Genomic DNA, 22,992 nt, shown 5'->3' with positions numbered 1-22,992 from the left:
TTTGGACCTTAGTCAGTATAACACAGACAAGCGCGACGTTCAAGAGATAATCTTGGGAAACGTCGCGCTTTGAATTATTTTTGTTTTAGGTTTAACCGATCATTCTTATTTCTTTAAACGCTTAAGCTCCGGCATGAGTTTATCATTCATTATGCGAATATACGTCCCCTTCATGCCAAGGCTGCGGGACTCAATAACACCGGCGCTCTCGAACTTTCTGAGGGCATTGACGATCACGGAGCGTGTAATTCCAACGCGATCCGCGATTTTACTGGCTACGAGGAGTCCTTCTTCGCCATCCAGCTCATTGAAAATGTGTTCAATGGCTTCAAGCTCAGAATAGGAAAGTGTTCCAATAGCCATCTGCACTACAGCTTTCTTTCTGGCTTCCTCTTCATACTCTTCCGTCTTGGCGCGGATGATTTCCATACCGACGACGGTAGAGGCATACTCTGCAAGTACGATATCCTCTTCGGAATAAGTATTGTCTCTGCGAGCGATGACGAGGGTTCCCAACCTGAGACCATTCCCAATAATTGGAACAATGGTAATAAACTTCGAATAACTGCTGATATCACCTTTAAAAATCTTCATGACAACATCTTGTGGGATATTGAACATAGTTTGATCAGTTTTGAGCAATTCATCATTGATTTCTTCCGGAAACATTTGTACATTTGTACCCTTCTCAAAAATGAGCGGGCTGTCTTCCGCAATAACCAAGCCGTAGCCCAAGACCTTGCCGCGTTTGCTGATAATATAAACATTGGCGTCAAGCACTTCCTTGAGCATCATGCTGATATCCGGAAAAGAAACGGGCGCATTGCCGGATTGCTGAAGAATTTTGTTCAGTCTTCTTGCTTTTTCTAGTAGTTTCATGCTCACCTGATAACCTCCCTGAGTTTTTATTTAATGCGATGAGACTTCTTTATAATTGCAGCTGGTACTGGAGCATAGGATAGTCTTGTTCTTTTTGGTGATTTTTTCGACGAGTGCCTCACCACAAACCGGGCACGGACGACCCACAGGCCGGTTCCAGGAAACGAATCGACATTCCGGAAAACGGCTGCAGCCATAAAAAGTCTTCAGCTTTTTAGTCTTGCGCTCGACCACTTTACCTTCTTTGCATACCGGACAGTCTATCCCGATCTCATTGAGAATTGCCTTGGTGTAGTCACATTGCGGGTAATTTGAACACGCATAAAATTTTCCGAATCTGCCGTGCTTGATGTTGAGCGGATGACCGCATTTCTCACATAGCAAGTCGGTTTTTTCCGTCAGATCGAGCTTTTCCAGCCGCTCGTCTGCTTTTGCAAGCGTCTCGCTGAATGGACCGTAAAACTCCCTGAGAATACTGTGCCATTCCATGTTGCCGGCTTCAACCTCATCCAGCTTGTTTTCCATACCGGCGGTGAAGTCGACATTGACAATCTCTTCAAAATAGCCCGCCATAATGTCATTGATGATATACCCTAGTTCAGTCGGTTTTAAAGATTTTTTTTCACGTTCCACATAACCTCTGCTGATGATGGTGGCAATGGTCGGTGCATAAGTCGAAGGACGACCAATGCCTTTCTCTTCCATTTCTTTGACCAAAGTCGCTTCTGTGTATCTTGCCGGCGGCTGGGTAAAGTGCTGCTCCGGTTTGACATGAAGACGCTGTACCAAATCCCCTGCTTGAATATCCGGCAGGCGGGTTTCTTTAAAACTGGAAAATTCATAGACTTTCAGGAAACCGTCAAACTTGAGAAGCAGCCCATTAGCTTTGAGCAGCGCCTCACCGGCGACTATGGAGACATTCTTGGCATCGAACGTCGCATCTGACATGCCGGAGGCGACAAATCTCTGCCAAATCAAAGTGTACAGCTTTTGTTGATCTTTAGTCAGCGACGCTTCCAGTTCTTCCGGCGTCAGATGCACATAGGTGGGACGCACAGCTTCGTGGGCATCCTGTGCCGACTTGGATTTCTTTTCTGTGCGGACTTTTTTATTCTGATAAACCTCACCATACTCCCGATCAATAAATTCGGAAAGATGTCGCTTCGCCTCTTCAGAAATTCTGGTAGAATCCGTCCTCATATAAGTGATGAGGCCGATGGTCCCTTGTCCCTTTACCGCAATACCCTCATACAGCTGCTGCGCCACCATCATGGTTTTGCTTGCTGAAAAGCCCAGGCGATTCGCGGCATCCTGCTGAAGGCTGCTGGTCGTGAATGGCGGCTGCGGGGCCCTGGATTTGACCTTGTTCTGTACCTCAGAAATCACCGGATCCACAGTCTCCAGGTAATGTTTCATCTCGAATGCAGCCGTCTCGTTGCCAATTTCAATTTTTTTGCCTTTGAACTGCGACAGCTCCGCTTCAAAAGGCAAATCCGAAGGCATATGTCTGAGATCCATTCCAATAGACCAATATTCTTCCTTGATGAAGGCGCTGATCTCATTTTCCCGGTCGCAGATCAGCTTTGTCGCTACAGACTGAACCCGTCCGGCACTGAGACCTTTTCTCACCTTGCGCCATAACAGAGGACTGATCTTATACCCAACCAACCGGTCCAATACTCGTCTGGCCTGCTGGGCATCCACGAGATTCAGGTCGATCTGGCGCGGATGATGGATGGCTTCTTTGACCGCTTCTTTTGTGATCTCGTGAAACTCAATTCTGCAAGGCTCTTCCTGAGGGAGATTCAAAATAGTCCCCAGATGCCAGGCAATTGCTTCACCTTCGCGATCCGGGTCAGTCGCCAGAAAGACGCGGTCAGCTTTTTTTGCTGCGCCTCTCAAAACTTTGATGACGTCTCCTTTTCCCCGGATGTTAATGTATTCCGGTTCAAAGTCCTTTTCTACATTGACGCCAATTTTGCTTTTGGGCAGGTCTCTGACATGTCCCACGGAAGCAAGTACCTGATAATTCTTTCCTAAAAACTTCTCTATGGTCTTTGCTTTTGCCGGAGATTCGACAATAATCAGATGCTTAGCCATGTAATACCTCCAATGTAACCATTATATTCAAAAAATTCGAAAGATTCAATCTTGTCAAAAAATCACCATATTAATTTTTATATGATGCGGATCCATTTGTCAACACTTTCTTCCAGGTTGACCTTACAGCCGTCGCCTAATTGACTGCGGATTCTTTCAAAAAATGTGACGTCCAAACAAAATCCAGACGCCGGATCCATGTCTTAAGCTCACGGACCCGGCGTCTGAACAAAGAACTGTAAAGACATCAGTTTAGATTATACCTTCCAAACCAGCAGCGAATCAATCTCTTTATTTCAAGCTCACTCAAAAATTCATAACATTTTCCAGCCGGCCATCCTGTGGCATCGACAAAATCATCAATGGTCATGTCGCCATAGCGCTCGATCAGTGAGAGAAGCTGACCGGCATCCGCAGATAACTGGGGCCTTCTTTTCTTTGGCAGCCTCCAATCCAGTCGAACGAACAAATCATCCGGGGTTGTCAGAATTTGAGCCATATTCTGAATCAAGAAGTTGGTGCCTGCACTTTGAGGCGCATCTATGTTCCCTGGTACAGCGAAGACCTCTCTACCCTGCTGAATGCCATGAAGCGCAGTCGACATTGTGCCGCTTTTAATGACTGCTTCCACAACGACAATCCCTGCGCTGAGTCCGCTGATCACTCTGTTTCGATCCGGAAAAAAGGCAGGATAAGCCGGTGTGCCAGGCGGCTTTTCACTGAGGAGCAGTCCATCACCCGAAGACAGCATTTTTCTTCTGAGCCCTGCGTTGGCACTCGGGTAATTGACATCCAGTCCGCACCCCATGACAGCCAGGGTGGTGCCGTCCTGCTCCATTGCTGTCTCATGGGCCATAGCGTCAACACCGACCGCAAGACCGCTGACAATTAATGCGCCGTGCTCCACGGCAGCTTGAGTGAGCATTTTCGCCACCTTGATCCCATATTGCGTCGGATGTCTGGTACCAACTACTGCCAGTGGCCTTGGATGACTCAGCAGTTCGAGATTTCCTCTTGCATACAGCATCAGGGGAGGATCCTCAATTTCGCTTAGTCTGGCTGGAAACAGCGGGTCAGCAGGAAGGATTATTTCCATTCCGCTTTTTTTTACTTGATTTAGGCGCTGGATGATCTCATCCGGCTTATGTGTCTGCTTCAGAGCGAGCCTCTGGTCAGCAGTGGCCATTGAGATTCGCTCTGGCCCATCCGCAAAGATCGCTTCATAGTCGTCACACGCCTCAAGCAAGCTTCTGACCTGTGCACGGTTGATGCCCTTGGCGTCCTCAAACCAAAGTGCGCAGGCTGCATAGGCATTAAATGTCACCATGGAGCACCATCCCCTCGGAAAGATGCTTAGCGCTTATTGAAGCGTCGCCGTCCAAATCCGCTAAGGTTCGGGCAAGGCGAATGACCTGGGTCGAATCCCGGTAGCTATATCCCTGATCCTTAAACCTGGACTGGAACTGTGTCCTTAAGGATTCTGATTCAAAGGTTTGAAAAATCAGATCAATTGGAACGGTCGAATTTTTATGCGCCGCGCTGCCATAACGCTGCCGCTGCCGAGTTATCGCTTTTTCCACCAGGGATCGCATTATGGAGGAATCCAGCGGATCATGGCTCCTCAAATCTTCTTCCATATAAACGCTGGTCATCAGTCGAATGTCAAAGCGGTCTCCGAGGGGACCTTTATATCTCAGTTGATGACGCTGAATATGCTGCACTTGGCATGTGCAGGGCTGATCTGTGCCAAAATAACCGCAGGGACAAGGATTCGCCGTTGCCAGAAGGGTAAATCTGGCAGGCAGATGCAGCGATTGAAGCGGACCGCCAACCACAACCATGCCTTCATCCAGAGGCCGTTTAAGATCTTCGATAACCGCCTTTGAAAATTCTGTCAGTTCCTCAAGATATAGAACGCCGTGGTTGGCCAATGTTGCTTCGCCAAGCCTGCCGGCCGCGGTCCCGGTCAATTCGCTTCTCTTCAGTGAGGTCTGAGGTATTCTGAATGGCGCACATACCTCAATTGTATCGAGATCCGTACATACTTGACCGTGGATCTTGATAACTTCCTGCATTGCAGTTTCATCAAGCGCCGGGAGGATTGTCACAAGTCTCCTGGCCAATAAGCTTTTACCAGTTCCTGGTGGTCCTATCAGCAGAACGTGATGCTGAGCCGCTGCAGCGGCCATCATGGCGCGCTTGTGCAGTCTGTGCCCGGCGATGTCGCCATAATCTGTTTCAAAAACCATCGGCAGAGCATTTCTATGCGTCATATCAAGGGGAGTTGCCGGCGTGATCTGATGAAGCAGATCACTAAGCTGGCCGACACCGCAGATCTCAACGCCCGGAAAATATCTTGCCACAGAAATTTGGTTCATTGGGACATAGAATTTATTGACACCAATGGTGATCAGCCCTTCAATCATATTATATAGTCCCTGGACACTGCAGACGGTGCCATCCAGTGAAAGCTCCCCAATGTAAGCCTCCTCACTGCCGACCGACCGTTTGCCGTCCGATAAATACATGAGGGCAGCTGCTACAGCCAGATCAAATTGAGCGCCTTTTTTAGACAGGTGCGAAGGTGTTAAGTTGACTATGACCTTTTTATTATTGATGCGAAGGTTAACAGACCTTAAAGCGGAGGTGATCCGCATTCGCGATTCTCTGACGACATGATCCGGGCGGCCTATGATGTTGAAGACTGGCACACCTTTGCTCAGACTGACTTGCACACCAATAGGATGTGCATGAATGCCCTGGGGTGAAGCTGACCAAACCTGAATATACATGACGACCTCCATAGGATAATATTGTAATTACAATTCCATATTATACCATATGTTAATATTTGTCATCTGCTATTTTCAGTTTAAACCCAGGCATGTCAAAAAAAGCGGACATACCGGAAGTTGATTCTAAGCCTTCCAAGTACGCCCGCTGGATCGACATAATTTTAATTGATTAAAATTTCATGCTCTCAATAGTCTCATGAATAAAGACTTTCTTATTGGTTTTATTGTATTTCAGCACTTCAGTGAGCAGCTGTTCCCAATTAATAATGGAAGGCCGGATGTAGAACAGGTTTCGATCATGGCCGACTACGATCCATTTTTTGTGTCTCTTTGTACGTGTTATAAATTGAAGATCCTTGAAATAAACGACTTGATAGACTTTGTCACCGGCCCGCTGTTCAATTCTGTCACCTTTGACTTCAATGACTGTATTCAGTTGTTTGAGGCAGTCTTTGAAGAGCAGGATGGCTATCAGACCAAGAATCGACAAATAGACCCAGTTCCCGAGCAGCCCGCCAAAAAAGATGAACATGACGCCGACAAATGCCTGCAAATAGATATCGCGCTTTCTGTACTTATACATACCACATGCCCCCTAATCGGAACCATCAATGAATTGAACTCTTGGAGTTTTACGCCCCACTCCCTCAACAGTTATGAAGGCCAGCCTCATCTCTGAAAAATACAGCGCAGGGTACTCTGACAAGTATCTTCCCGCGGCTTTTTTCATCCGTGTGACCTTGCGGCCGTTCACGCGTTCAAGCGGATCACACTCGCTGTCCATGCCCTTCGACGCTTTGACTTCAATAATATAAAGCAGATGATCCTTCATGGACAAGATATCGATTTCAGCGCCTGGGATCCTGTAATTACGACATAAGATTTTATGGCCTGTGGCCTCGAGAAAAGCCGTCGCCTCATTTTCACCCAGCTTCCCAATGACGTTTGACTGTCTCATAGACTGTGCTCCGTACCACCTTTGAAGGATTTCAGAAAGGAAGCGCGATGCTCCGGAATTCTGCCGTATTGCCGGAGTGCTTCATAATGGCGTTCTGTCCCGTAGCCCTTGTGGGTTTCAAAGCCATAATCCGGGTACTGCAGCGCGAGCCTCTTCATGTAATGATCCCGCGTCACTTTTGCAATGATCGATGCTGCTGCAATAGACACACTGCGCTGATCGCCTTTGACAAGGGATAATTGGCTGACCGTACAGTTTTCAAGTTCAAGCGCATCGAGCAGCAAGGCCTGGGGATCAAGATCCATAGTCTCCAGCGCCCGCTTTGCTGCCAGTTTAGTCGCCTGCAGAATATTGATTTCGTCTATCTCTTCACTGGTCGCATAGCCTATGCCCACACTCAGCGCTTTTTCCATTATTTCAGCATATAACGCTTCTCTGAAAGGTTCAGATAACTTTTTTGAATCATCGAGACCGTAGATGGGCACATCAGGGTTAAGCACGACTGCAGCCGCCACTACAGGACCCGCCAGCGGGCCCCGACCCGCTTCATCAATCCCCGCGACGTGAAGCAAACCTTCCTTTGCAAGCTGAGCCTCAAATATGGACATTTGATTAAATTTCTCCGTCAACTTTTCCAACTTTTTACGTTTGGCAGCGATTTTCTGCTGAAGGACTTTGGTAACTGGGGTTTCCATTTGTGATTCCATGCTCTCCAGCGCTTCAAGCGTCGAAATTGTCTTCAGTTGCTCTGCTATGTCGGCAGCCTTCAAATGCGTTCACCCCGCCTGTCCAGAAAATCGTCCGGCCATTCAAGTGACAACCTGCCCAAAACACCTTTTCGAAACTCATCCAGAAGCAGTCGGGAAACTTTATCATAGTCAATGTCACCGCCGCCACGTCGGCATCCTCTCCGAAGTGCTATGGCATCCATCAGCTCTATAGTCGGTGCCACAGGATCCACCTCCACCCCATAGCGGGCTGTCAGAGCCTCAGGGTAATGGATCTCAAGCCGGCGCAGGAGCTCATAAGCCATATCTTCGATATTGAGAATATCATCTTTGATAGCACCTGTCATAGCAAGGTTCAGGCCAACTTCCTTAGAATCGATTTTAGGCCATAAAATACCAGGTGTATCAAACAGTTCGATATCATCTCTTATCCGAATCCACTGTTTTCCGCGGGTAACGCCTGGTTTGTTGCCAGTCTTCGCAGCGGTCTTGCCCACGAGTTTATTGATCAAACTTGATTTTCCGACATTCGGAATGCCTACAATCATAACGCGTACGGGGCCGGGATTACGACCCTTTTCCAGATATCTCGCCCTTTTTTCCTTCATTCGCTCGACGATCTGTTTCATCAGACGGTCAATGCCGTCTCCATGAACCGCATCCAGGAGTTCGACGCTGGCGCCTTCCCCTTCAAAATGCTGTTTCCACAGACTAGTGACTTTAGGATCAGCCAAATCGTATTTATTCATACACACGATTCTGGGTTTCCCCTTCGTGAGCTCTGCGATCTGCGGATTTCTGCTGCTTTCAGGGATTCGGGCGTCAAGCAGTTCGACGACGACGTCCACAAGTTTAAGATGACTTTGGATCAAATCTTTGGTCTTTTTCATGTGACCAGGATACCAGTTAATGGTTTGACTCATGCTTTATCCCTCCTTTCAGAGAGTTTGTAAAAAATTAAAGGGACTGTTCTCCAGTCCCTCCAATTTCGCTTAGATTCTTTCTTTGACCTTCGCTGCTTTACCAACGCGGTCTCTGATGTAGTTGAGCTTGGCTCTGCGAACTTTACCTCTTCTGGTCACTTCGATCTTTTCAATCTTAGGTGAGTGGAGCGGGAAAGTCTTTTCAACGCCAACACCGGAAGAAAGTTTACGAACAGTAAACGTTTCGCGGATACCGCCGTTCTGGAATTTCATCACAAGGCCTTCGAAGATCTGGATACGCTCGCGCTTACCTTCTACGACTTTAATGTGGACGCGGACCGTATCACCGACTCCGAATTCCGTCACGTCAGACTTAAGTTGCTCTAATTCAAGAGACTTCAGTATGTTTTGATTCATGGGGCTAACCTCCCTTCTCATAAGCGGTTCATTAACGGACCTAACCCGCCAGCGGAACAGCCGTAATTCACAAAATTCATTATATCATTGCTGATAGCCGAGCACAATCTATTTCAAATACTTTTCAACGATTTTTCGCTTTTTTTTATCAGTCAATCGCTGATAATACGCGCGAAGCAACTCCGGCCGTCTTTGTCCTGTCAATTTGACAGATTCCTCAAAACGCCACAGCTCAATGTTCTTATGATGACCTGATAAAAGGATCTCAGGCACTTCCATGCCTTCGTAAACCGCCGGTCTTGTATAATGCGGGTACTCGAGAAGGCCGTCATAATGACTTTCTTCCATGTGGGAGTCCTCAGTGTTCAGAACGCCCTCGATCATCCTCGATATACCATCCATGAGCACCATGGCAGGAATCTCGCCGCCGGTCAAAACATAGTCACCAATTGAAATTTCATCTGTTACGAAGGTATCGATCACCCTCTGGTCAATCCCCTCGTAATGGCCGCAAATGAGTACAAGACGGTCAAGCTTTGAAAAGTCGACCACCATACTTTGTGTCAGCGTCCTGCCCTTGGGCGTTAAGTAAACCACCCGGTCCTGGGCTTCCAGCTTCAGGTCTCGCAGACAGTCAAACAAAGGCTGAGGTTTCATGACCAAACCAGCGCCACCGCCGAAAGGGGCGTCATCCACGCGCTTGCTTGGGGAATCCGAATACGCTCTGAAATTGACGCATTCCACCTCAATGTGCCCTTGCCCTGCCGCGCGCGCCATGATGCTGGTCGAGGTAAACGCTGAAAACATTTCAGGAAACAACGTCAGGACTGTAAATTTCACTCGATCATCCCTTCGATCAGACTGACCAGAACGCGGCCCGCCTCCAGTTCAACCTTTCGGACAAAAGCCTCCACGACAGGAATCATAAAGTCCGGCTTGCCTGCACGGGAAACCACGTACAGGTCTTGTGCCCCGTTGGTGATGACGTCTTTGATAGTCCCGACGTGACCCTGCTTTTCATCAATAACTTCGAGCCCGATCAAATCCACAATGAAATGCTCGCCGTCCTCCAATTCACCGTAGTCCGAACGGAGTCTGTAAAGCTCGCGATTTTTGAATTTCTCAGCGGCGTTAATGTCATCCATGCCTTCGAACTTTAGCAGTACGAGACCTTTAACATAACGAACGCTCTCAACCTTGAACCTTTTATCACCCTCACCCTCGATCAGGAGGGTCTCAAAGTCCTCAAAATCATCCAGCGAGGAGGTAAATGCCTTGATTTTCAGATCTCCGCGCAGTCCATGAGTATTGACAATCTGTCCGACGACAAAACGGTCCGTTTTATTTTTTTTCAAGAAAATACCTCCATAGAAAACCGGCCCACTCTCCAGCGAAGGCTGAGAAGTGAGCCGATTCAGGTTATTGAATGATTTCGACGACGACGTGCTTGTTCTCACGTGTTGCCGCCGCTTTGACAACCGTACGCAGCGCTTTGGCGATGCGTCCCTGCTTGCCGATCACTTTACCCATGTCTTCAGGAGATACCTTGAGCTCAATGATGACCGACTGAGAGGTGACTGTTTCGTTGACTTCAACGCTCTCCGGGTGGTCGACCAGTGCCTCTGCTATGACTTTGACAAGTTCACCCATGGTGATCCCTCCTTCACGAGTCATGCTTTGAAATTACTTGACGAGTTTTTCGTAGACGCCGTGCTTTTTGAACAGAGCCTTGACGGTCTCAGTAGGCTGAGCGCCATCATTCAGCCACTTAACGGCCTTTTCTTCGTCAATCTTGATCTGAGCTGGCTCAGAAATAGGATTGTAATAGCCGATTTGCTCGATGAATTTGCCGTCTCGAGGCGCTCTCGAATCTGCAACCACCAATCTATAAAAAGGCTTTTTCTTAGCACCCATACGCGTCATTCTGATTTTAACTGCCATTTTATACATCACCTCCAAAATTTTAATAAATCTATCTGGACCGAGGACGTCATGACCTCGTGATCCTCCATGCGGGAAAGCATTACTTTGATGGTACTAGAAAGGCATTCTCATGCCACCGCGCTTCATGCGCTTGTCCATACCTGAAAACTGCTTCATGAGCTTCTTGGTCTGCTCAAACTGCTTCAACAGTTTGTTGACCTCCTGGACACTCGTTCCGGAACCGGCCGCGATGCGTTTCTTTCTGCTGCCGTTGATCAGGTTGGGATCCCGGCGCTCCTTGAGCGTCATGGACTGGATAATGGCTTCGAGTTTTACGAATTCCTTCTCGTCTACCTGTACATCCTTAAGTGCCTTTTGATTGCCAAGACCCGGAATCATACCGAGCAGGTCCCCAATTGGACCCATTTTTTTCATTTGCTGTAGCTGACTCAGAAAATCCTCAAAGTCGAAATTGCCCTTTTTCATTTTCTTCTCGAGCTTTCTGGCCGATTCCTCATCGAAGCTGCTCTGTGCCTTTTCAATGAGGGTCAGGACGTCGCCCATACCCAGGATTCTGGAAGCCATCCGGTCAGGATGGAATTCCTCAAGCTCGCTCAGTTTCTCACCGATGCCCGCAAATTTGATGGGCTTTCCGGTAACTGCCTTGACAGACAATGCAGCGCCGCCGCGGGTATCACCGTCCAGCTTGGTCATGATCAGACCGTCAATGCCCAGCTGTGCGTTGAAGCTTTCCGCCACATTGACGGCATCCTGGCCTGTCATGGCGTCGACAACCAGAAGAATTTCAGTCGGTCTTGCGGCCTTCTTGATTTCCACCAGCTCATTCATGAGCGTCTCGTCAATATGAAGCCGCCCGGCCGTATCCAGAATCACGACATCATTGCCATAGCGGTTCGCGTGGTTGATCGCTGCCTTGGTGATCTCCACAGGATTGATCTCGCCCATGGTGAACACCGGAATGCCCAGGCTGTCCCCGACGACCTGAAGCTGCTTGATCGCTGCCGGTCTGTAAATGTCACAGGCGACGAGCAAAGGTTTTTTGCCCTGCTTTTTAAGATAATTGCCCAGCTTGCCGCAGGTTGTCGTTTTTCCGGAACCCTGCAGACCCACCATCATATAGACCGAAACCGGACTCGATGAAAAGGTCAGCTTGCTCCTGGTCGTACCCATCAACGTTGTCAGCTCTTCGTTGACAATCTTAATGACCTGCTGGCCCGGTGTCAGACTCGACATGACTTCCTGCCCAATCGCACGGTCCGTGACCTTCTGAACAAAGTCTTTGACAATCTTAAAGTTAACGTCCGCTTCGAGTAAAGCCAGTTTGACTTCACGCATGGCAGCCTTGACATCTGCTTCCGTCAGCTTGCCTTTTCCACGGAGCGCCTTAAACGTGTTTTGCAGTTTATCTGCCAAACTTTCAAAAACCAAACGTTAAAACCTCCTAAAACTCGGGTGTCCGCAGCAGTCTATTCAAGAATGGCGTTTGCTTCCCCGATCAGCTCGGAGATACGCTCAAGCAATTCTGCTGCCTCAGCGTCTTCCCTAATTTTCAAGTCAATCTCCTGCATGCCGTCGACGAGGTGTCGAATGGCTTTTTCTCTTTGTTCAAACCGCGCCGCCAGCCCGAGCTTCTCCTCGTACTGGTCCAGCTGCTTTTCAGCGCGCTTGATCGTATCATAGACCGCTTGCCTGCTGATTCCAAGCTCTTCAGAAATTTCTCCGAAAGACAGGTCCAGAATGCAATAGTCTTCCAGGATTTCCTGCTGCTTTTCCGTGAGCAGTTGTCCGTAAAACTCAAACATATTGCCGAGCTTGATTTTTTTGTCGAACATCTGAGCCACCGCCAATAGTACCAGTCGTGAAGACTGTATCAGTAAAGGTTTTTTACTTTACAGAAGTATTCTATGGGAATGACGCCCTCTTGTCAACTCTTTTTTGAAGTGAGACTAAAGATTTCAAGTACCTTCAAAGACTATGCCGATGGTGGCGGATCCCACAACCATCGGCATAAGCCTTTTCCTCTTTAGATGTCCAGAAGGGCGCTCACAAACTTTTCAGGCTCAAAAGGCTGAAGATCATTTAGGCCTTCGCCTACCCCTATGAGTTTTACAGGGATCTCAACCTCATGGAGTATGGACAAAACGACGCCACCTTTGGCAGTACCGTCGAGTTTTGTGAGGGCAATGCCGGTAATCTGGGCGGTCTCCTTAAAGATTTTTGCCTGCTGAAGGCCATTTTGACCCGTTGTAGCATCCAGCACCAACAGGACTTCCCGCTGGGCTTCAGGGAAATCGCGCTCGATGACTCTGAAAATTTTTGCCAGTTCGTTCATCAGATTCTTTTTATTGTGGAGCCTTCCCGCTGTGTCGCAGATCAAAACATCTGTCTTTCTGGCTTTGGCAGCCTGAATGGCGTCATAAACGACCGCAGCCGGGTCTGACCCCTCCTGGTGCGCAATGACCGGCACTCCGGAGCGCTCACCCCAAATCTTGAGCTGATCAATAGCGGCTGCCCTGAAGGTGTCCGCTGCTGCCAGCATAACCGTCTTGCCCTCCAGCTTGAGTTTGTGGGCTATTTTCCCAATTGTCGTCGTCTTGCCGGCGCCGTTGACGCCAATCACGAAAAGAATCGCCGGGCTTTGGTCGAGATTCAGATGATTGTTCGAGTGCGCTTTGAGGGTATCGACCATGACATCCCTGAGTACACTTTTAACCTGAGAGGCGTCTGAAATGCGCCGTTCCACCAGGGCTTTTTTGAGGTCGTCAATCAGGGACATAGTCGTTTCCATTCCAATGTCCGCTGTGATCAGAATCTCCTCGAGTTCCTCATAAAGTTCCTCGTCGATCTTGCCATAGTCATTGAGAAGAAGATCAATCCGGTCTGTGATGGCTTTGCTGGTTTTGGTGAGTCCCGCCTTCAAACGTTCGAAGAAGCTCAGGCTTGAAGTCTGTTGCTCCGGCATTTCAGGGGCATCCAGAATCTCATGGGAAAATTCCTGTTCTTCCTCCACCGCCAAGGCAAGTTCCTCATCGGCGACACCCGTCTCGATTACTGCATCCGTCTTAACTTCAGCGACAATATCAGTTTCAACTATTGCTTCTGTTTCGGATTCCACTTCAGTTTTTACTTGAGTTTCAGCTTCAGTTTCAAGTTCAGCTTCAAGTTGAGATTCACCTTCTGCTTCCTGCGACGACCCCGCAGCATCAGAGTTTGTTTCTTCAGCTTCAACGGCAGTCTCTGCGACAACTTCTTTGTTAGTTTCATCTGCGGCAGCAGTCTCCTGTACTGCCTCGCCTGTATGCTCCCCACCTATGCTATGCGCCGTCTCTGGCGCTTTCTCCTCAGGTGTTTCCATTAATTTCGAGATCCACTTCTTAAACATTCCAGCCAAACTGAATCACCTTTCCTTTCTGGCCGAACTATGCTGGCCGACATTGCTTTCTAACTGACAGCTATTTCTTCCAATTTGACCGAGACTACCCTGGATACGCCGTACTCCTCCATGGTGACGCCATAAAGGGCATCCGCGATTTCCATAGTGCCCTTGCGATGAGTGATAACGACAAACTGCGCCTGCTCTGACACGTCCTTCAAATAGAGCGCAAATCGATCGACATTCACATCATCCAGGGCGGCTTCAATTTCATCAAGCACACAGAATGGCGCAGGTTTGACCTCAAGAATGGCAAAGAGCAGCGCAATGGCAGTGAGCGCCTTCTCACCGCCTGACAGCAGATGCAGATGCTGAAGCTTTTTCCCGGGCGGCTGCACATAGATTTCAATATCACTTTCCAGCGGATCAGAGGGATCGCTTAGTCTGACCTGAGCAGTACCGCCGCTGAACAACCGTTTGAACGTATTTTGGAAAGCTTCCCCAATCAGAGTGAAGCTGTCTCTGAATTGCTGCTTCATGGCATGGTCAAGCTCTCGGATGACTTTCTTGAGTGCCTGCTCGCCCTGGATCAGATCATCCATCTGGCCTTTCATAAACGTATAGCGTTCAGAAACCTCTTCATATTCCTTGATTGCGCTGATAGTCACGTCACCAAGTGCTTTTATCCGATTTCGCAGGGACTTCGTCTGCGACTGAGCAGAGCTTAAATCTACTTCCAGCGGCTTCTGACGCGCTTCCTCCAGATCCATTTCATATTTGTCATGCATCTGAGTCAAAAGTGATTCCCGCTCGATAAGACAGCGTTCCCGCTGAAGTTCTACGTGATGCAGCAATTCCCGCAGCCGATCAAGCGCTTCACTGACCCGGCCGACCGCTTGACGCAGTTCTGTCAGTTCGAGTTTTCCGGCGTCCCTTTCGCATGAAATTTCCGCACGCTGTGCTTCCAGCTTCTGAAGCAGCAGGCGCAGCTCAATCTTTTTCTCAAAGCTCTCGCCTTTGAGCCTCAGGGTTTCTCTGCGGTCACTTTCAAGCTGAGCCAGTCTCGAGGATGCAATTTCAGACCGTTCTTTCGAGCGCAGCAAAGTATCTTCAATACGCTTGATTTCTCTTGTGATGCCACTGAGGCTCTGTTCGTGAGTCGCAGTCTCAACTCTGACGCTGCTAAGCTCATCAGAGAGCGACTCATAGGCGCTTCTCAGTTCAGTGCGCTTTTCCTCCTGATCAAAAACAACGCGCTCGAGTTCTGAGGAAGAGGCTTTCCAGACTTCAATCTCTTTTTCAAGTACTGTATTCTCTTCCTGAATTCTAAGCACATGAGCATTCTGGTCCTCGAGCTCAGCGCCAAGTCGTCTGATCCGTTCCTCCAGGCGCGTTTGATCCTCTTGAAGAGCTGTCTCACGAAATTCAAAGCCTGCGAGTTCTGTGTCCACCAAGCTCATGTCTGCTGTCAATTGTACTTTGGCCTGTTCTTCGACCTCGACCCTGGACATCAGCGCCGTGATCTCCTGATCCAATGCCGTCATACGGTTTGTCTGAGCTTCAATCTGCTGCGTCAGTAAGATTATCTTACCGCGTCTTGCAAGAACACCTCCGCCGGACTGTTGCCTGGAACCGCCTGTAATACTGCCGCTCGGACTGAATACTTCTCCGGCTTTTGTCACCAGGCGCCATTTCCCTCCAGTCTTTCTGAAGGCAGAAACCGCCTCGTCATAGCTTTCAAAAATAGCGGTACGGCCTATCAAATGCCTTACAACTGCCTGAACAGTATCCGGCGCTGTCACCAGGCTGTCAGCCATACCGACAAAGCCCTTGAGATCTGACAAATTTCCAAATTGTGTTGATGATTTTCCAATCAAGTCGAGAGGTAAAAAGGTCACTCGTCCCAGTTGCTTTGATTTTAGTCGTTCAATCAGCCGCTTTGCCGTCTGCTCATTGTCACAGATGACATTTTGGGCGCCTCTGCCGAGGGCGACCTCAATAGCCGTTTCATAGCCCTTGCTAACCTGGATCTGTTCTGCCAAGACACCCAGAACCCCTTGTAAAGCATTCCCCGAGGTCTCCTTTTTCAAGTCCTGCATCAATCGCTTGACACTAAGGTCATAGCCTTCATAATTGCGCTCCAGATTCTCGAGCGCTTCCTGCTCTGCCACCAGCTTGTGCCTTCGGTTTTCTTCCTGGCGTTTCAGATCCTCCAGCGTTTTGACTTCTTGTGCAGTAGCCTGGCGCATAGCAGTCTGTGACGTCAACTTATCAATTAAGACATTTTTTCTCTTCATGGCATGCTCTCTTTGTACGACCGTTTCACTGTACCTCTGAGAAATAGCCTCCAACTGAGCCTTAGCTCCGGCGGCTTCGGCCCCCAGCTCCTTCATGCGTTGGTCGAGATGAGCCATATAATCCCGCTTGACACGAATCTCTGACGCTGCCCGCTCTGATTTTGAAATCAGAGCTATAGCCTCACTGCGAGCGGTAGATTCCACTGATTCCAGCGCCGCCAACGACCCTGTCAGCGTTTCCATAGCTGTTTGCCGCTCATTCAGAATGGCTTTTAAACCCTTCAGTTTTTCAGCTATTTGTCGATCCGCTTCGACCAAAGCCTGATACTCAACCTCCAGAGCGGCCTGCTCGCCTTTTTCCTGATCCAGGGTCTCATGTAGTCTGCCATATTCAATTTCGGCGTTTCTGAGTTTTTCATCCCACAGTGCTAAATCCCCGTCCAGCGCCTTGTCTTCATTGTTAAATTTCAAGCGGTCCTCTTCAAGGCTCTGCCACTGGAGCTCCATGCTGCCAAGCATCTCCTCAAGGGTCTCAAGTCGCAGCTTTTTTTCAGTAAGCGCTGACTCTTCAGAGGCTTTTTCTTCTGACACTCGGTCATAGTCTGCCAACACTTTGTCAAGTTTCGCGGTCAGCTTGTCGTAGTCCGCCAGAAACACCGCGACCTCTATCTCGCGAAGCGCTTCACTCAAAGCGACATAATTCTTAGCTTTTTCGCTTTCCTGTTCCAGCGGCCCAAGCCTCGATTTCAGATCCATACTGAGATCCTCAAGGCGCATAAGGTTTAATTCTGTGTTATCCAGCTTTTTGAGCGCCTCTCTTTTCTTTTGCTTATATTTTACAATACCGGCAGCCTCTTCAAAAATCATGCGCCGGTCTTCCGAGCTGCCGCTGATGATGGAGTCAATCCGTCCCTGTCCAATCAGGGAGTACCCTTCCGTTCCCACCCCAGTGTCCATGAAGAGTTCTCTGACATCTTTCAGTCTGCAAGGTGCGTCATTGATCAAATATTCACTCTCGCCGGATCTGTAAAGTCTCCGAGCCAGGACAATCTCGCTGAAATCTATTGGAAATCTGCGGTCTTCATTTGAAAAATGGAGTGAGACCTCTGCAACGCCCAGGGCAGAGCGCCGGTGTGTGCCATTGAAAATGACATCCTCCATTTTCGAGCCTCGCAGGGTCTTAACCTTTTGTTCGCCGAGCACCCACCGTATGGCATCTGTGATGTTGCTCTTGCCGCTGCCGTTTGGCCCTACGACGCAGGTCAGCCCTTGCATCAAGTCAATGGTGGTCCGGTCTGCAAACGACTTGAACCCCTTCAGTTCTATTTTTTTAAGGTACATGCCGTCACCTCCCGTCACTTTCCGTCATAGTGATGATATACCTCATGGCGGGGACAGTCTCGTCCCTGATGACCCTGATTGTTCTCGCGCCATAATGGTGCTTTAAGTAAATCAGATTTCGCCTCTGATGGCCCACAAAACTGCTGAGGTCCTTGCCTCTGACATGAATCTCCAGATTTTTATCTGTCCAGAGAAAACGCTGTACATCCAGATCCAGGCGCATTTTAAATCTGAAGGTATCCACCAGGCTTCTAAATGCGGGATGATGTGGTCCTGCCAGAACTTCCCCCGAACCGCTCAGCATTTCGTTTTCCTGAAGTCCTACCCGAATCAGTTCAAGGTATGGCTGAGTCCCCTCTGCATTTTTCTCATCGACGGCATCCATCATGAGCGCAACACGCTTCACAGCCTCATCCAGTGATAATGGCATATAATTGCCCATTAAGAGCGCCTTCTCCAGGAGCGTCCCTCTCAGCACTAAAGCGGGATAAATTCTGAGGGTCGTCGCACCGAGTCTAAAGGCTTCTGAAATGCCCTTAAGATCCGTTGCAGGTGAGTCCCCCGGAAGTCCGACCATCAGTTGAAGACCAAGATCAATGCCTGCTTCATGAATCCTACCGGCAGCAAGCTCGATGTCCTCTGCACTGTGTCCTCTTTGCGACATGGAAAGCACCCGGTCGTCAAACGACTGGGCGCCGAGTTCAATCCGGCTGACGCCATAGGCCTTAAGTAATTTGAGGTGGTCCGGATCAATTGCATCCGGACGGGTTGACAAACGGATCGCCCGGATCAGGCCTTTTTGTCTGTAGTCCTCTGCGAGCTCCAGATAAGCGAGCTGCTCGGCATAGGGAAGCGCAGTGAAACTGCCCCCATAGAAGGCAAGTTCATGGGGCATCTCCACGTCAGACCGGGCCAGCCAGGCTTCAATTTCTTTTCTGGCGGTCTCTGCAGTAGTCGGATTATCACCCAAACCGGTTATGGTTTTCTGATTGCAGAACACGCATTGGTTGGGGCAGCCGAGATGCGGAATAAACACCGGAATTATCATGAGCCTGACAACGCCAGTGAAGCAATGGCAGCCCGGGCAGCTTCCTGCTCTGCTTCCTTTTTGCTTCGACCCTGACCCGCTCCTACGATCTCTTCGTTCAGCAATACCTGGGTATGGAATACTTTACAGTGATCCGGACCTTCCTCACGAATAATTTCATATCGGATTCGATTGTCCCGCTGGGTCTGAATCAGCTCCTGCAAGTGCGTTTTATAGTCGAGGAACACTTTCCCGGTGATGGCATCTTTAACAGCCTGATCCAATTGGCGGTAAACAAAATCTGCCGATGCTTCCATACCGCCGTCCAGATAAATCGCCGCTATCAGCGCTTCAAAAGCGTCAGCCAAAATTGAGGCCCTGCTGCGTCCCCCTGTCATTTCCTCACCGCGTCCGAAGCGCATCACCTCACCAAGCCTCAAAGTCTTGGCGCAGTCGCTGAGCGTGGCCTCACACACTATCTTCGAGCGTATTTTCGTCAGTTCTCCCTCCGGCAGATCTGTGTATTGCTTGAACAAACGCTCACTGATCGCAATACTGAGCACTGCATCCCCTAAAAACTCAAGACGTTCATTATTTTGAACGTTCTCACCTCTTCGTTCATTCGAATAAGAACTATGCGTCAGCGCTTCGGTCAGCAGCTTGCGCTGTTTAAACCGGTAGCCAATGACACTTTCAAATTGTCCATAATCCATTGTTATACAGCCCTTTCCGCGGCAAAACGCTTTCTAAACTCACTGCATAGAATGTGCTTAAAAAGCGCTTTTCCAGATCCCTATCAGAGTTATTTTATAGGTTTTGAGCAGAAAACACAACTCATTAGAAAAAACCCGCAGGTTTTTTTAATAACCTGCGGGTTTTGGGAAGATCTCAGGGAACAAGGTATTAACCTTTATACTTTTTGAGGATGAGGGTCGCGTTATGACCGCCAAATCCGAGGGAATTCGACAGCGCATACTCCACTTCCGCAGTGCGTCCTTGGTTGGCGAGAACTTCAAGTCCAATTTCAGGATCGATGTTCTGAATGCCATAAGTACCGTGCATATAATCCTCTTTGACCGCCAACAGGCATGCCACGGCTTCAATTGCGCCGGAAGCGCCAAGAAGGTGACCCGTCATGGATTTTGTGGAGGACACGCAAAGATTCTGCGCGTGCTCACCAAAGACGGATTTGATCGCCATGGACTCAAACCTGTCATTGTATGGTGTTGATGTGCCATGAGCGTTGATATAGGCAATCGCAGAAGGTTCAATACCCGCATCCGCCAAAGCGCTCTTCATGGATCTCGCTGCACCTTCACCACCCGGAGCCGGGCTGGTAATGTGATAAGCATCTGCGCTCATGCCAAAACCAACGACCTCACCGAGAATGTTCGCGCCTCTGGCGAGGGCATGCTCCAGAGATTCGAGCAGCAGAATGCCTGAGCCCTCACCCATGACAAAGCCGTCACGGTCCACATCAAACGGACGGCTGGCTGTTTTTGGATCATCATTTCGAGTTGACATGGCTTTCATACTGCAAAAGCCTGCAATGCCAAACGGCGTAATAGAGGCTTCAGTTCCGCCTGCAAGGACGAGATCCGCCTCACCGCGCTGAATCAGTCTGAAGCCTTCTCCAACAGCGTTTGTGCCGGATGCGCAAGCCGTTACAACACAATAGTTTGGACCTTTGGCATTCAGTGCCATTGAAACAGCCCCTGCCGCCATGTTGCCAATCATCATGGGGATCAGAAACGGACTGACACGTCCAGGACCTTTTTCCAGCATCTTGGCATGCTCTTCTTCCATAGTCAGGAGACCGCCAATACCCGAACCGACAACACAACCAAAGCGATCCGCGTCAACAGCCTCAAGATCGAGTCCGCCGTCTTCAACCGCCAGCTTGGCCGCTGCCACAGCAAACTGCGTGAAGCGGTCCATGCGCTTGGCTTCCTTCTTTGGTATGTAGTTCTCCGGTACAAAATTTTCAATTTCCGCAGCCACCTGCGTCGTATACTCAGAGGCGTCGAAGGACGCAATAGGCTTTATTCCGCAAACGCCTTCCCTGAGTGCCTTCCAATACGTTTCACGGCCTATGCCGATAGGTGTGACCGCGCCAGCACCTGTTACAACAACTCTCTTATTCAAACGGCTTCCCTCCCGAGAAATGGTACCTATTGAAAAAGGGGCAGCCAGTGCCCCTCAAGTCTTTGGTTATTCAGCTTTTTTGGACTGAATGAAGTGGTAAATGTCACCAATGTTCTTGAAGTTTTCAGCATCTTCGTCTGGAATTTCAATGCCAAATTCGTCTTCAAACGCCATGATGATTTCAACTGCATCCAGTGAGTCTGCTTCAAGGTCTGCCATCAGGGAAGTCGCTTCCGTAATGACAACATCCTCGTCAAGGCCGAGCTGATCAATGATAATTTCTTTAATTTTTTCGAACATAATGTCCACCTGTCCTTATCTTTTTTTTGTTTGTTTTAAATTTAACCCTACGTGAATAGACTATATCAGCAAATGTCTATTAAATCAACATGCCGCCGTCGACATGAATGACTTGCCCTGTTAAATAAGCGCTGTCCTGTGCGCACAGGAAGCTGACAACTTTGGCGACGTCCTCTGGTGTACCCGCTCTTCCAAGGGGAATCTGCGAAGTAAAGTGGGAAGTCGCGTCCTCGCTGAGAACACTCGTCATGTCGGTCAAAATGTAACCCGGTGCCACCGCGTTTACTCTAACACCGCGGGGAGCGAACTCTCTGGCAAGTGATTTTGTCAGTCCTATGACGCCGGCCTTGCTGGCGCTGTAGTTGGATTGTCCGGCGTTGCCCATGATGCCGACTACGGAAGTCAGATTGACCATAACACCATTTCTCGCCTTTAACATTAACTTGCCAACCGCTTTACTCATCAGGAAAGCGCCTTTCAAATTGACATTCATGACCTCATCCCAGTCAGATTCTTTCATGCGGATAATGAGATTATCTCTTGTGATTCCAGCGTTGTTGACGAGAACGTCAATTTTGCCAAACTTCTTGACAGCTTCAGCGGTTAGCCTTTCAGCATCTTCAGCTTTGGATACGTCCGCCTGGATGGCAATCGCTTCACAGCCCATAGTCGCCAGCTCTTCCACCAACGCTTTGGCTTTTTCCTCACTGGACGTATAATTGACGACCAGCTTGGCACCCTTTTGCGCAAATTCAAGGCTGATTGCCCGTCCAATGCCCCGAGTGCCGCCTGTAACCAGTACCACTTGATCCTTAAACATGGGCTGCCTCCTTCAATGTCTCTCTGAGCGCCTCAAGATCTTCCGGCTTTTCAACATTATAAACATTGACTTCTTTGTCAATTTTTCTAATAAACTTTGTCAGCGCATTGCCAGGACCGACTTCAATAAAAGTCGTGATGCCGTCTCTGACCATTGCGGCGACGCAGTCTTCCCAAAGAACGGAGTTGAAGACCTGTTTGACGAGGTTCTCCCTGACATCTGTATCAGCGTTCAAACGATCACCCGTCACATTCGAATAGACTGGATGCAACGGGACTTTGAAGTCGTATTTCTGCATTTCCTGTCTCAGTTTTTCCCCGGCTCCGAGCAGCATGCTCGTGTGGAATGGGGCTGATACCGGAAGCAATACCGCTTTTTTAGCACCATAATTTTTAGAGATTTCAATAGCCTTTTTGACCGCCTCAAGCTCGCCTGCAACCACGACCTGCTTAGGGCAGTTGAAGTTCGCAGGTTCGCAGATGCCAAAAGCCGAGGCTTCCTCACATACCTTCAGGACATCCTCTCGCTCAACACCCAGGAGTGCTGCCATACCCCCTTTTCCAAGAGGGACTTCTTCCTGCATGAACTGTCCGCGCTTTCTGACAATCCGCACTGCGTCTTCAAAAGTCATGGCATCCGCAGCGACCAGTGCAGTGTATTCCCCTAAAGAAAGTCCGGCAAAAGCATCCGGCTCAAGACCTAAAACTTCCTTGAGGGCGGTGTAGATGGCATAACTGACTGTCAGAATGGAAGGCTGAGTATTTTCAGTCTTCTGAAGTGCTTCTTCACTGCTGTCAAAGCAAAGGGCGCTCATATCCATATAGAGACTTTCACCTGCCAGATCGAAGATCGCTTTAGCGCTTTCGAACTGAGCGGCGAATTCTTTGCCCATGCCTACATATTGGGCACCTTGGCCCGGAAAAACTATTCCAATTTTACTCATCT

23 protein-coding genes are annotated in these 22,992 nt (G+C 49.0%); all 23 read right to left on the bottom strand.

Annotated features, from left to right (window positions below; all coding sequences use genetic code 11):
• Positions 1 to 105: 105 nt before the first annotated feature.
• The 23 genes from codY to fabD all read right to left on the bottom strand — a co-directional run bounded on the left by codY (position 106) and on the right by fabD (position 22,990).
• Positions 106 to 885, bottom strand: coding sequence for a GTP-sensing pleiotropic transcriptional regulator CodY (gene codY, locus AC4PHM_RS03565; RefSeq protein WP_492019515.1), 780 nt, complete (start codon positions 883 to 885; stop codon positions 106 to 108).
• A 24-nt stretch (positions 886 to 909) separates the two neighbouring features.
• Positions 910 to 2,979 (bottom strand): type I DNA topoisomerase, encoded by a 2,070-nt coding sequence (gene topA / locus AC4PHM_RS03560; RefSeq protein ID WP_492019514.1) that lies wholly within the window; start codon positions 2,977 to 2,979, stop codon positions 910 to 912.
• 247 nt (positions 2,980 to 3,226) lie between these two features.
• On the bottom strand, positions 3,227 to 4,306 hold the full coding sequence (gene dprA, locus AC4PHM_RS03555; protein WP_492019513.1) for a DNA-processing protein DprA: 1,080 nt from the start codon (positions 4,304 to 4,306) through the stop codon (positions 3,227 to 3,229).
• Positions 4,293 to 5,771 (bottom strand): ATP-binding protein, encoded by a 1,479-nt coding sequence (locus tag AC4PHM_RS03550; protein WP_492019512.1) that lies wholly within the window; start codon positions 5,769 to 5,771, stop codon positions 4,293 to 4,295. The genes dprA and AC4PHM_RS03550 overlap by 14 nt, the downstream gene beginning before the upstream one ends.
• Before the next feature lie 172 nt (positions 5,772 to 5,943).
• Positions 5,944 to 6,357, bottom strand: a complete 414-nt coding sequence (locus AC4PHM_RS03545) for a hypothetical protein (protein ID WP_492019511.1) — start codon at positions 6,355 to 6,357, stop codon at positions 5,944 to 5,946.
• Positions 6,358 to 6,369: 12 nt separating this feature from the next.
• Positions 6,370 to 6,732 (bottom strand): YraN family protein, encoded by a 363-nt coding sequence (locus AC4PHM_RS03540; RefSeq protein ID WP_492019510.1) that lies wholly within the window; start codon positions 6,730 to 6,732, stop codon positions 6,370 to 6,372.
• The gene (gene rnhB / locus AC4PHM_RS03535; protein ID WP_492019509.1) at positions 6,729 to 7,502 is read right to left on the bottom strand and encodes a ribonuclease HII; all 774 of its coding nucleotides are present in this window, start codon (positions 7,500 to 7,502) and stop codon (positions 6,729 to 6,731) included. Before rnhB ends, AC4PHM_RS03540 begins: the two co-directional genes overlap by 4 nt.
• Positions 7,499 to 8,383, bottom strand: coding sequence for a ribosome biogenesis GTPase YlqF (gene ylqF / locus AC4PHM_RS03530; protein ID WP_492019507.1), 885 nt, complete (start codon positions 8,381 to 8,383; stop codon positions 7,499 to 7,501). Before ylqF ends, rnhB begins: the two co-directional genes overlap by 4 nt.
• Before the next feature lie 69 nt (positions 8,384 to 8,452).
• Positions 8,453 to 8,800 (bottom strand): 50S ribosomal protein L19, encoded by a 348-nt coding sequence (gene rplS / locus AC4PHM_RS03525; RefSeq protein ID WP_492019506.1) that lies wholly within the window; start codon positions 8,798 to 8,800, stop codon positions 8,453 to 8,455.
• A 108-nt stretch (positions 8,801 to 8,908) separates the two neighbouring features.
• Positions 8,909 to 9,640, bottom strand: coding sequence for a tRNA (guanosine(37)-N1)-methyltransferase TrmD (trmD, locus tag AC4PHM_RS03520; protein WP_492019505.1), 732 nt, complete (start codon positions 9,638 to 9,640; stop codon positions 8,909 to 8,911).
• On the bottom strand, positions 9,637 to 10,155 hold the full coding sequence (gene rimM, locus AC4PHM_RS03515; protein ID WP_492019503.1) for a ribosome maturation factor RimM: 519 nt from the start codon (positions 10,153 to 10,155) through the stop codon (positions 9,637 to 9,639). The genes trmD and rimM overlap by 4 nt, the downstream gene beginning before the upstream one ends.
• A gap of 64 nt (positions 10,156 to 10,219) precedes the next feature.
• Positions 10,220 to 10,450 carry a KH domain-containing protein gene (locus AC4PHM_RS03510; RefSeq protein ID WP_492019502.1) on the bottom strand — a complete coding sequence of 77 codons (231 nt, stop codon included), beginning with the start codon at positions 10,448 to 10,450 and terminating at the stop codon, positions 10,220 to 10,222.
• Positions 10,451 to 10,483: 33 nt separating this feature from the next.
• Complete coding sequence (gene rpsP / locus AC4PHM_RS03505) at positions 10,484 to 10,741, bottom strand: 30S ribosomal protein S16 (protein WP_291400395.1); 258 nt, start codon at positions 10,739 to 10,741, stop codon at positions 10,484 to 10,486.
• Positions 10,742 to 10,837: 96 nt separating this feature from the next.
• The gene (gene ffh / locus AC4PHM_RS03500; protein WP_492019500.1) at positions 10,838 to 12,172 is read right to left on the bottom strand and encodes a signal recognition particle protein; all 1,335 of its coding nucleotides are present in this window, start codon (positions 12,170 to 12,172) and stop codon (positions 10,838 to 10,840) included.
• Between the two features lie 38 nt (positions 12,173 to 12,210).
• Positions 12,211 to 12,576, bottom strand: a complete 366-nt coding sequence (ylxM, locus tag AC4PHM_RS03495) for a YlxM family DNA-binding protein (protein ID WP_291400391.1) — start codon at positions 12,574 to 12,576, stop codon at positions 12,211 to 12,213.
• 191 nt (positions 12,577 to 12,767) lie between these two features.
• A complete protein-coding gene (gene ftsY, locus AC4PHM_RS03490) occupies positions 12,768 to 14,126 on the bottom strand; it encodes a signal recognition particle-docking protein FtsY (protein WP_492020452.1) in 1,359 nt (452 codons plus the stop codon).
• A 59-nt stretch (positions 14,127 to 14,185) separates the two neighbouring features.
• On the bottom strand, positions 14,186 to 17,755 hold the full coding sequence (gene smc / locus AC4PHM_RS03485; RefSeq protein WP_492019499.1) for a chromosome segregation protein SMC: 3,570 nt from the start codon (positions 17,753 to 17,755) through the stop codon (positions 14,186 to 14,188).
• 4 nt (positions 17,756 to 17,759) lie between these two features.
• Positions 17,760 to 18,803: an elongator complex protein 3 gene (locus AC4PHM_RS03480; protein ID WP_492019498.1), complete on the bottom strand. Its 1,044-nt coding sequence runs from the start codon at positions 18,801 to 18,803 to the stop codon at positions 17,760 to 17,762.
• Positions 18,800 to 19,495: a ribonuclease III gene (gene rnc / locus AC4PHM_RS03475; RefSeq protein ID WP_492019497.1), complete on the bottom strand. Its 696-nt coding sequence runs from the start codon at positions 19,493 to 19,495 to the stop codon at positions 18,800 to 18,802. Before rnc ends, AC4PHM_RS03480 begins: the two co-directional genes overlap by 4 nt.
• A gap of 190 nt (positions 19,496 to 19,685) precedes the next feature.
• Entirely contained in the window at positions 19,686 to 20,927 is a 1,242-nt protein-coding gene (gene fabF / locus AC4PHM_RS03470; RefSeq protein ID WP_492019496.1) for a beta-ketoacyl-ACP synthase II, read from the bottom strand.
• A 66-nt stretch (positions 20,928 to 20,993) separates the two neighbouring features.
• The gene (gene acpP, locus AC4PHM_RS03465; RefSeq protein ID WP_492019495.1) at positions 20,994 to 21,227 is read right to left on the bottom strand and encodes an acyl carrier protein; all 234 of its coding nucleotides are present in this window, start codon (positions 21,225 to 21,227) and stop codon (positions 20,994 to 20,996) included.
• A 79-nt stretch (positions 21,228 to 21,306) separates the two neighbouring features.
• On the bottom strand, positions 21,307 to 22,047 hold the full coding sequence (fabG, locus tag AC4PHM_RS03460) for a 3-oxoacyl-[acyl-carrier-protein] reductase (RefSeq protein WP_492019494.1): 741 nt from the start codon (positions 22,045 to 22,047) through the stop codon (positions 21,307 to 21,309).
• Positions 22,040 to 22,990 (bottom strand): ACP S-malonyltransferase, encoded by a 951-nt coding sequence (gene fabD, locus AC4PHM_RS03455; protein WP_492019493.1) that lies wholly within the window; start codon positions 22,988 to 22,990, stop codon positions 22,040 to 22,042. Before fabD ends, fabG begins: the two co-directional genes overlap by 8 nt.
• Positions 22,991 to 22,992: the final 2 nt, after the last annotated feature.

The organism is Acidaminobacter sp. QWL-03, from assembly GCF_058683855.1.
The sequence above is the reverse complement of the archived record's forward strand: the minus strand, read 5'-3'. Positions and strand labels throughout refer to the sequence as shown.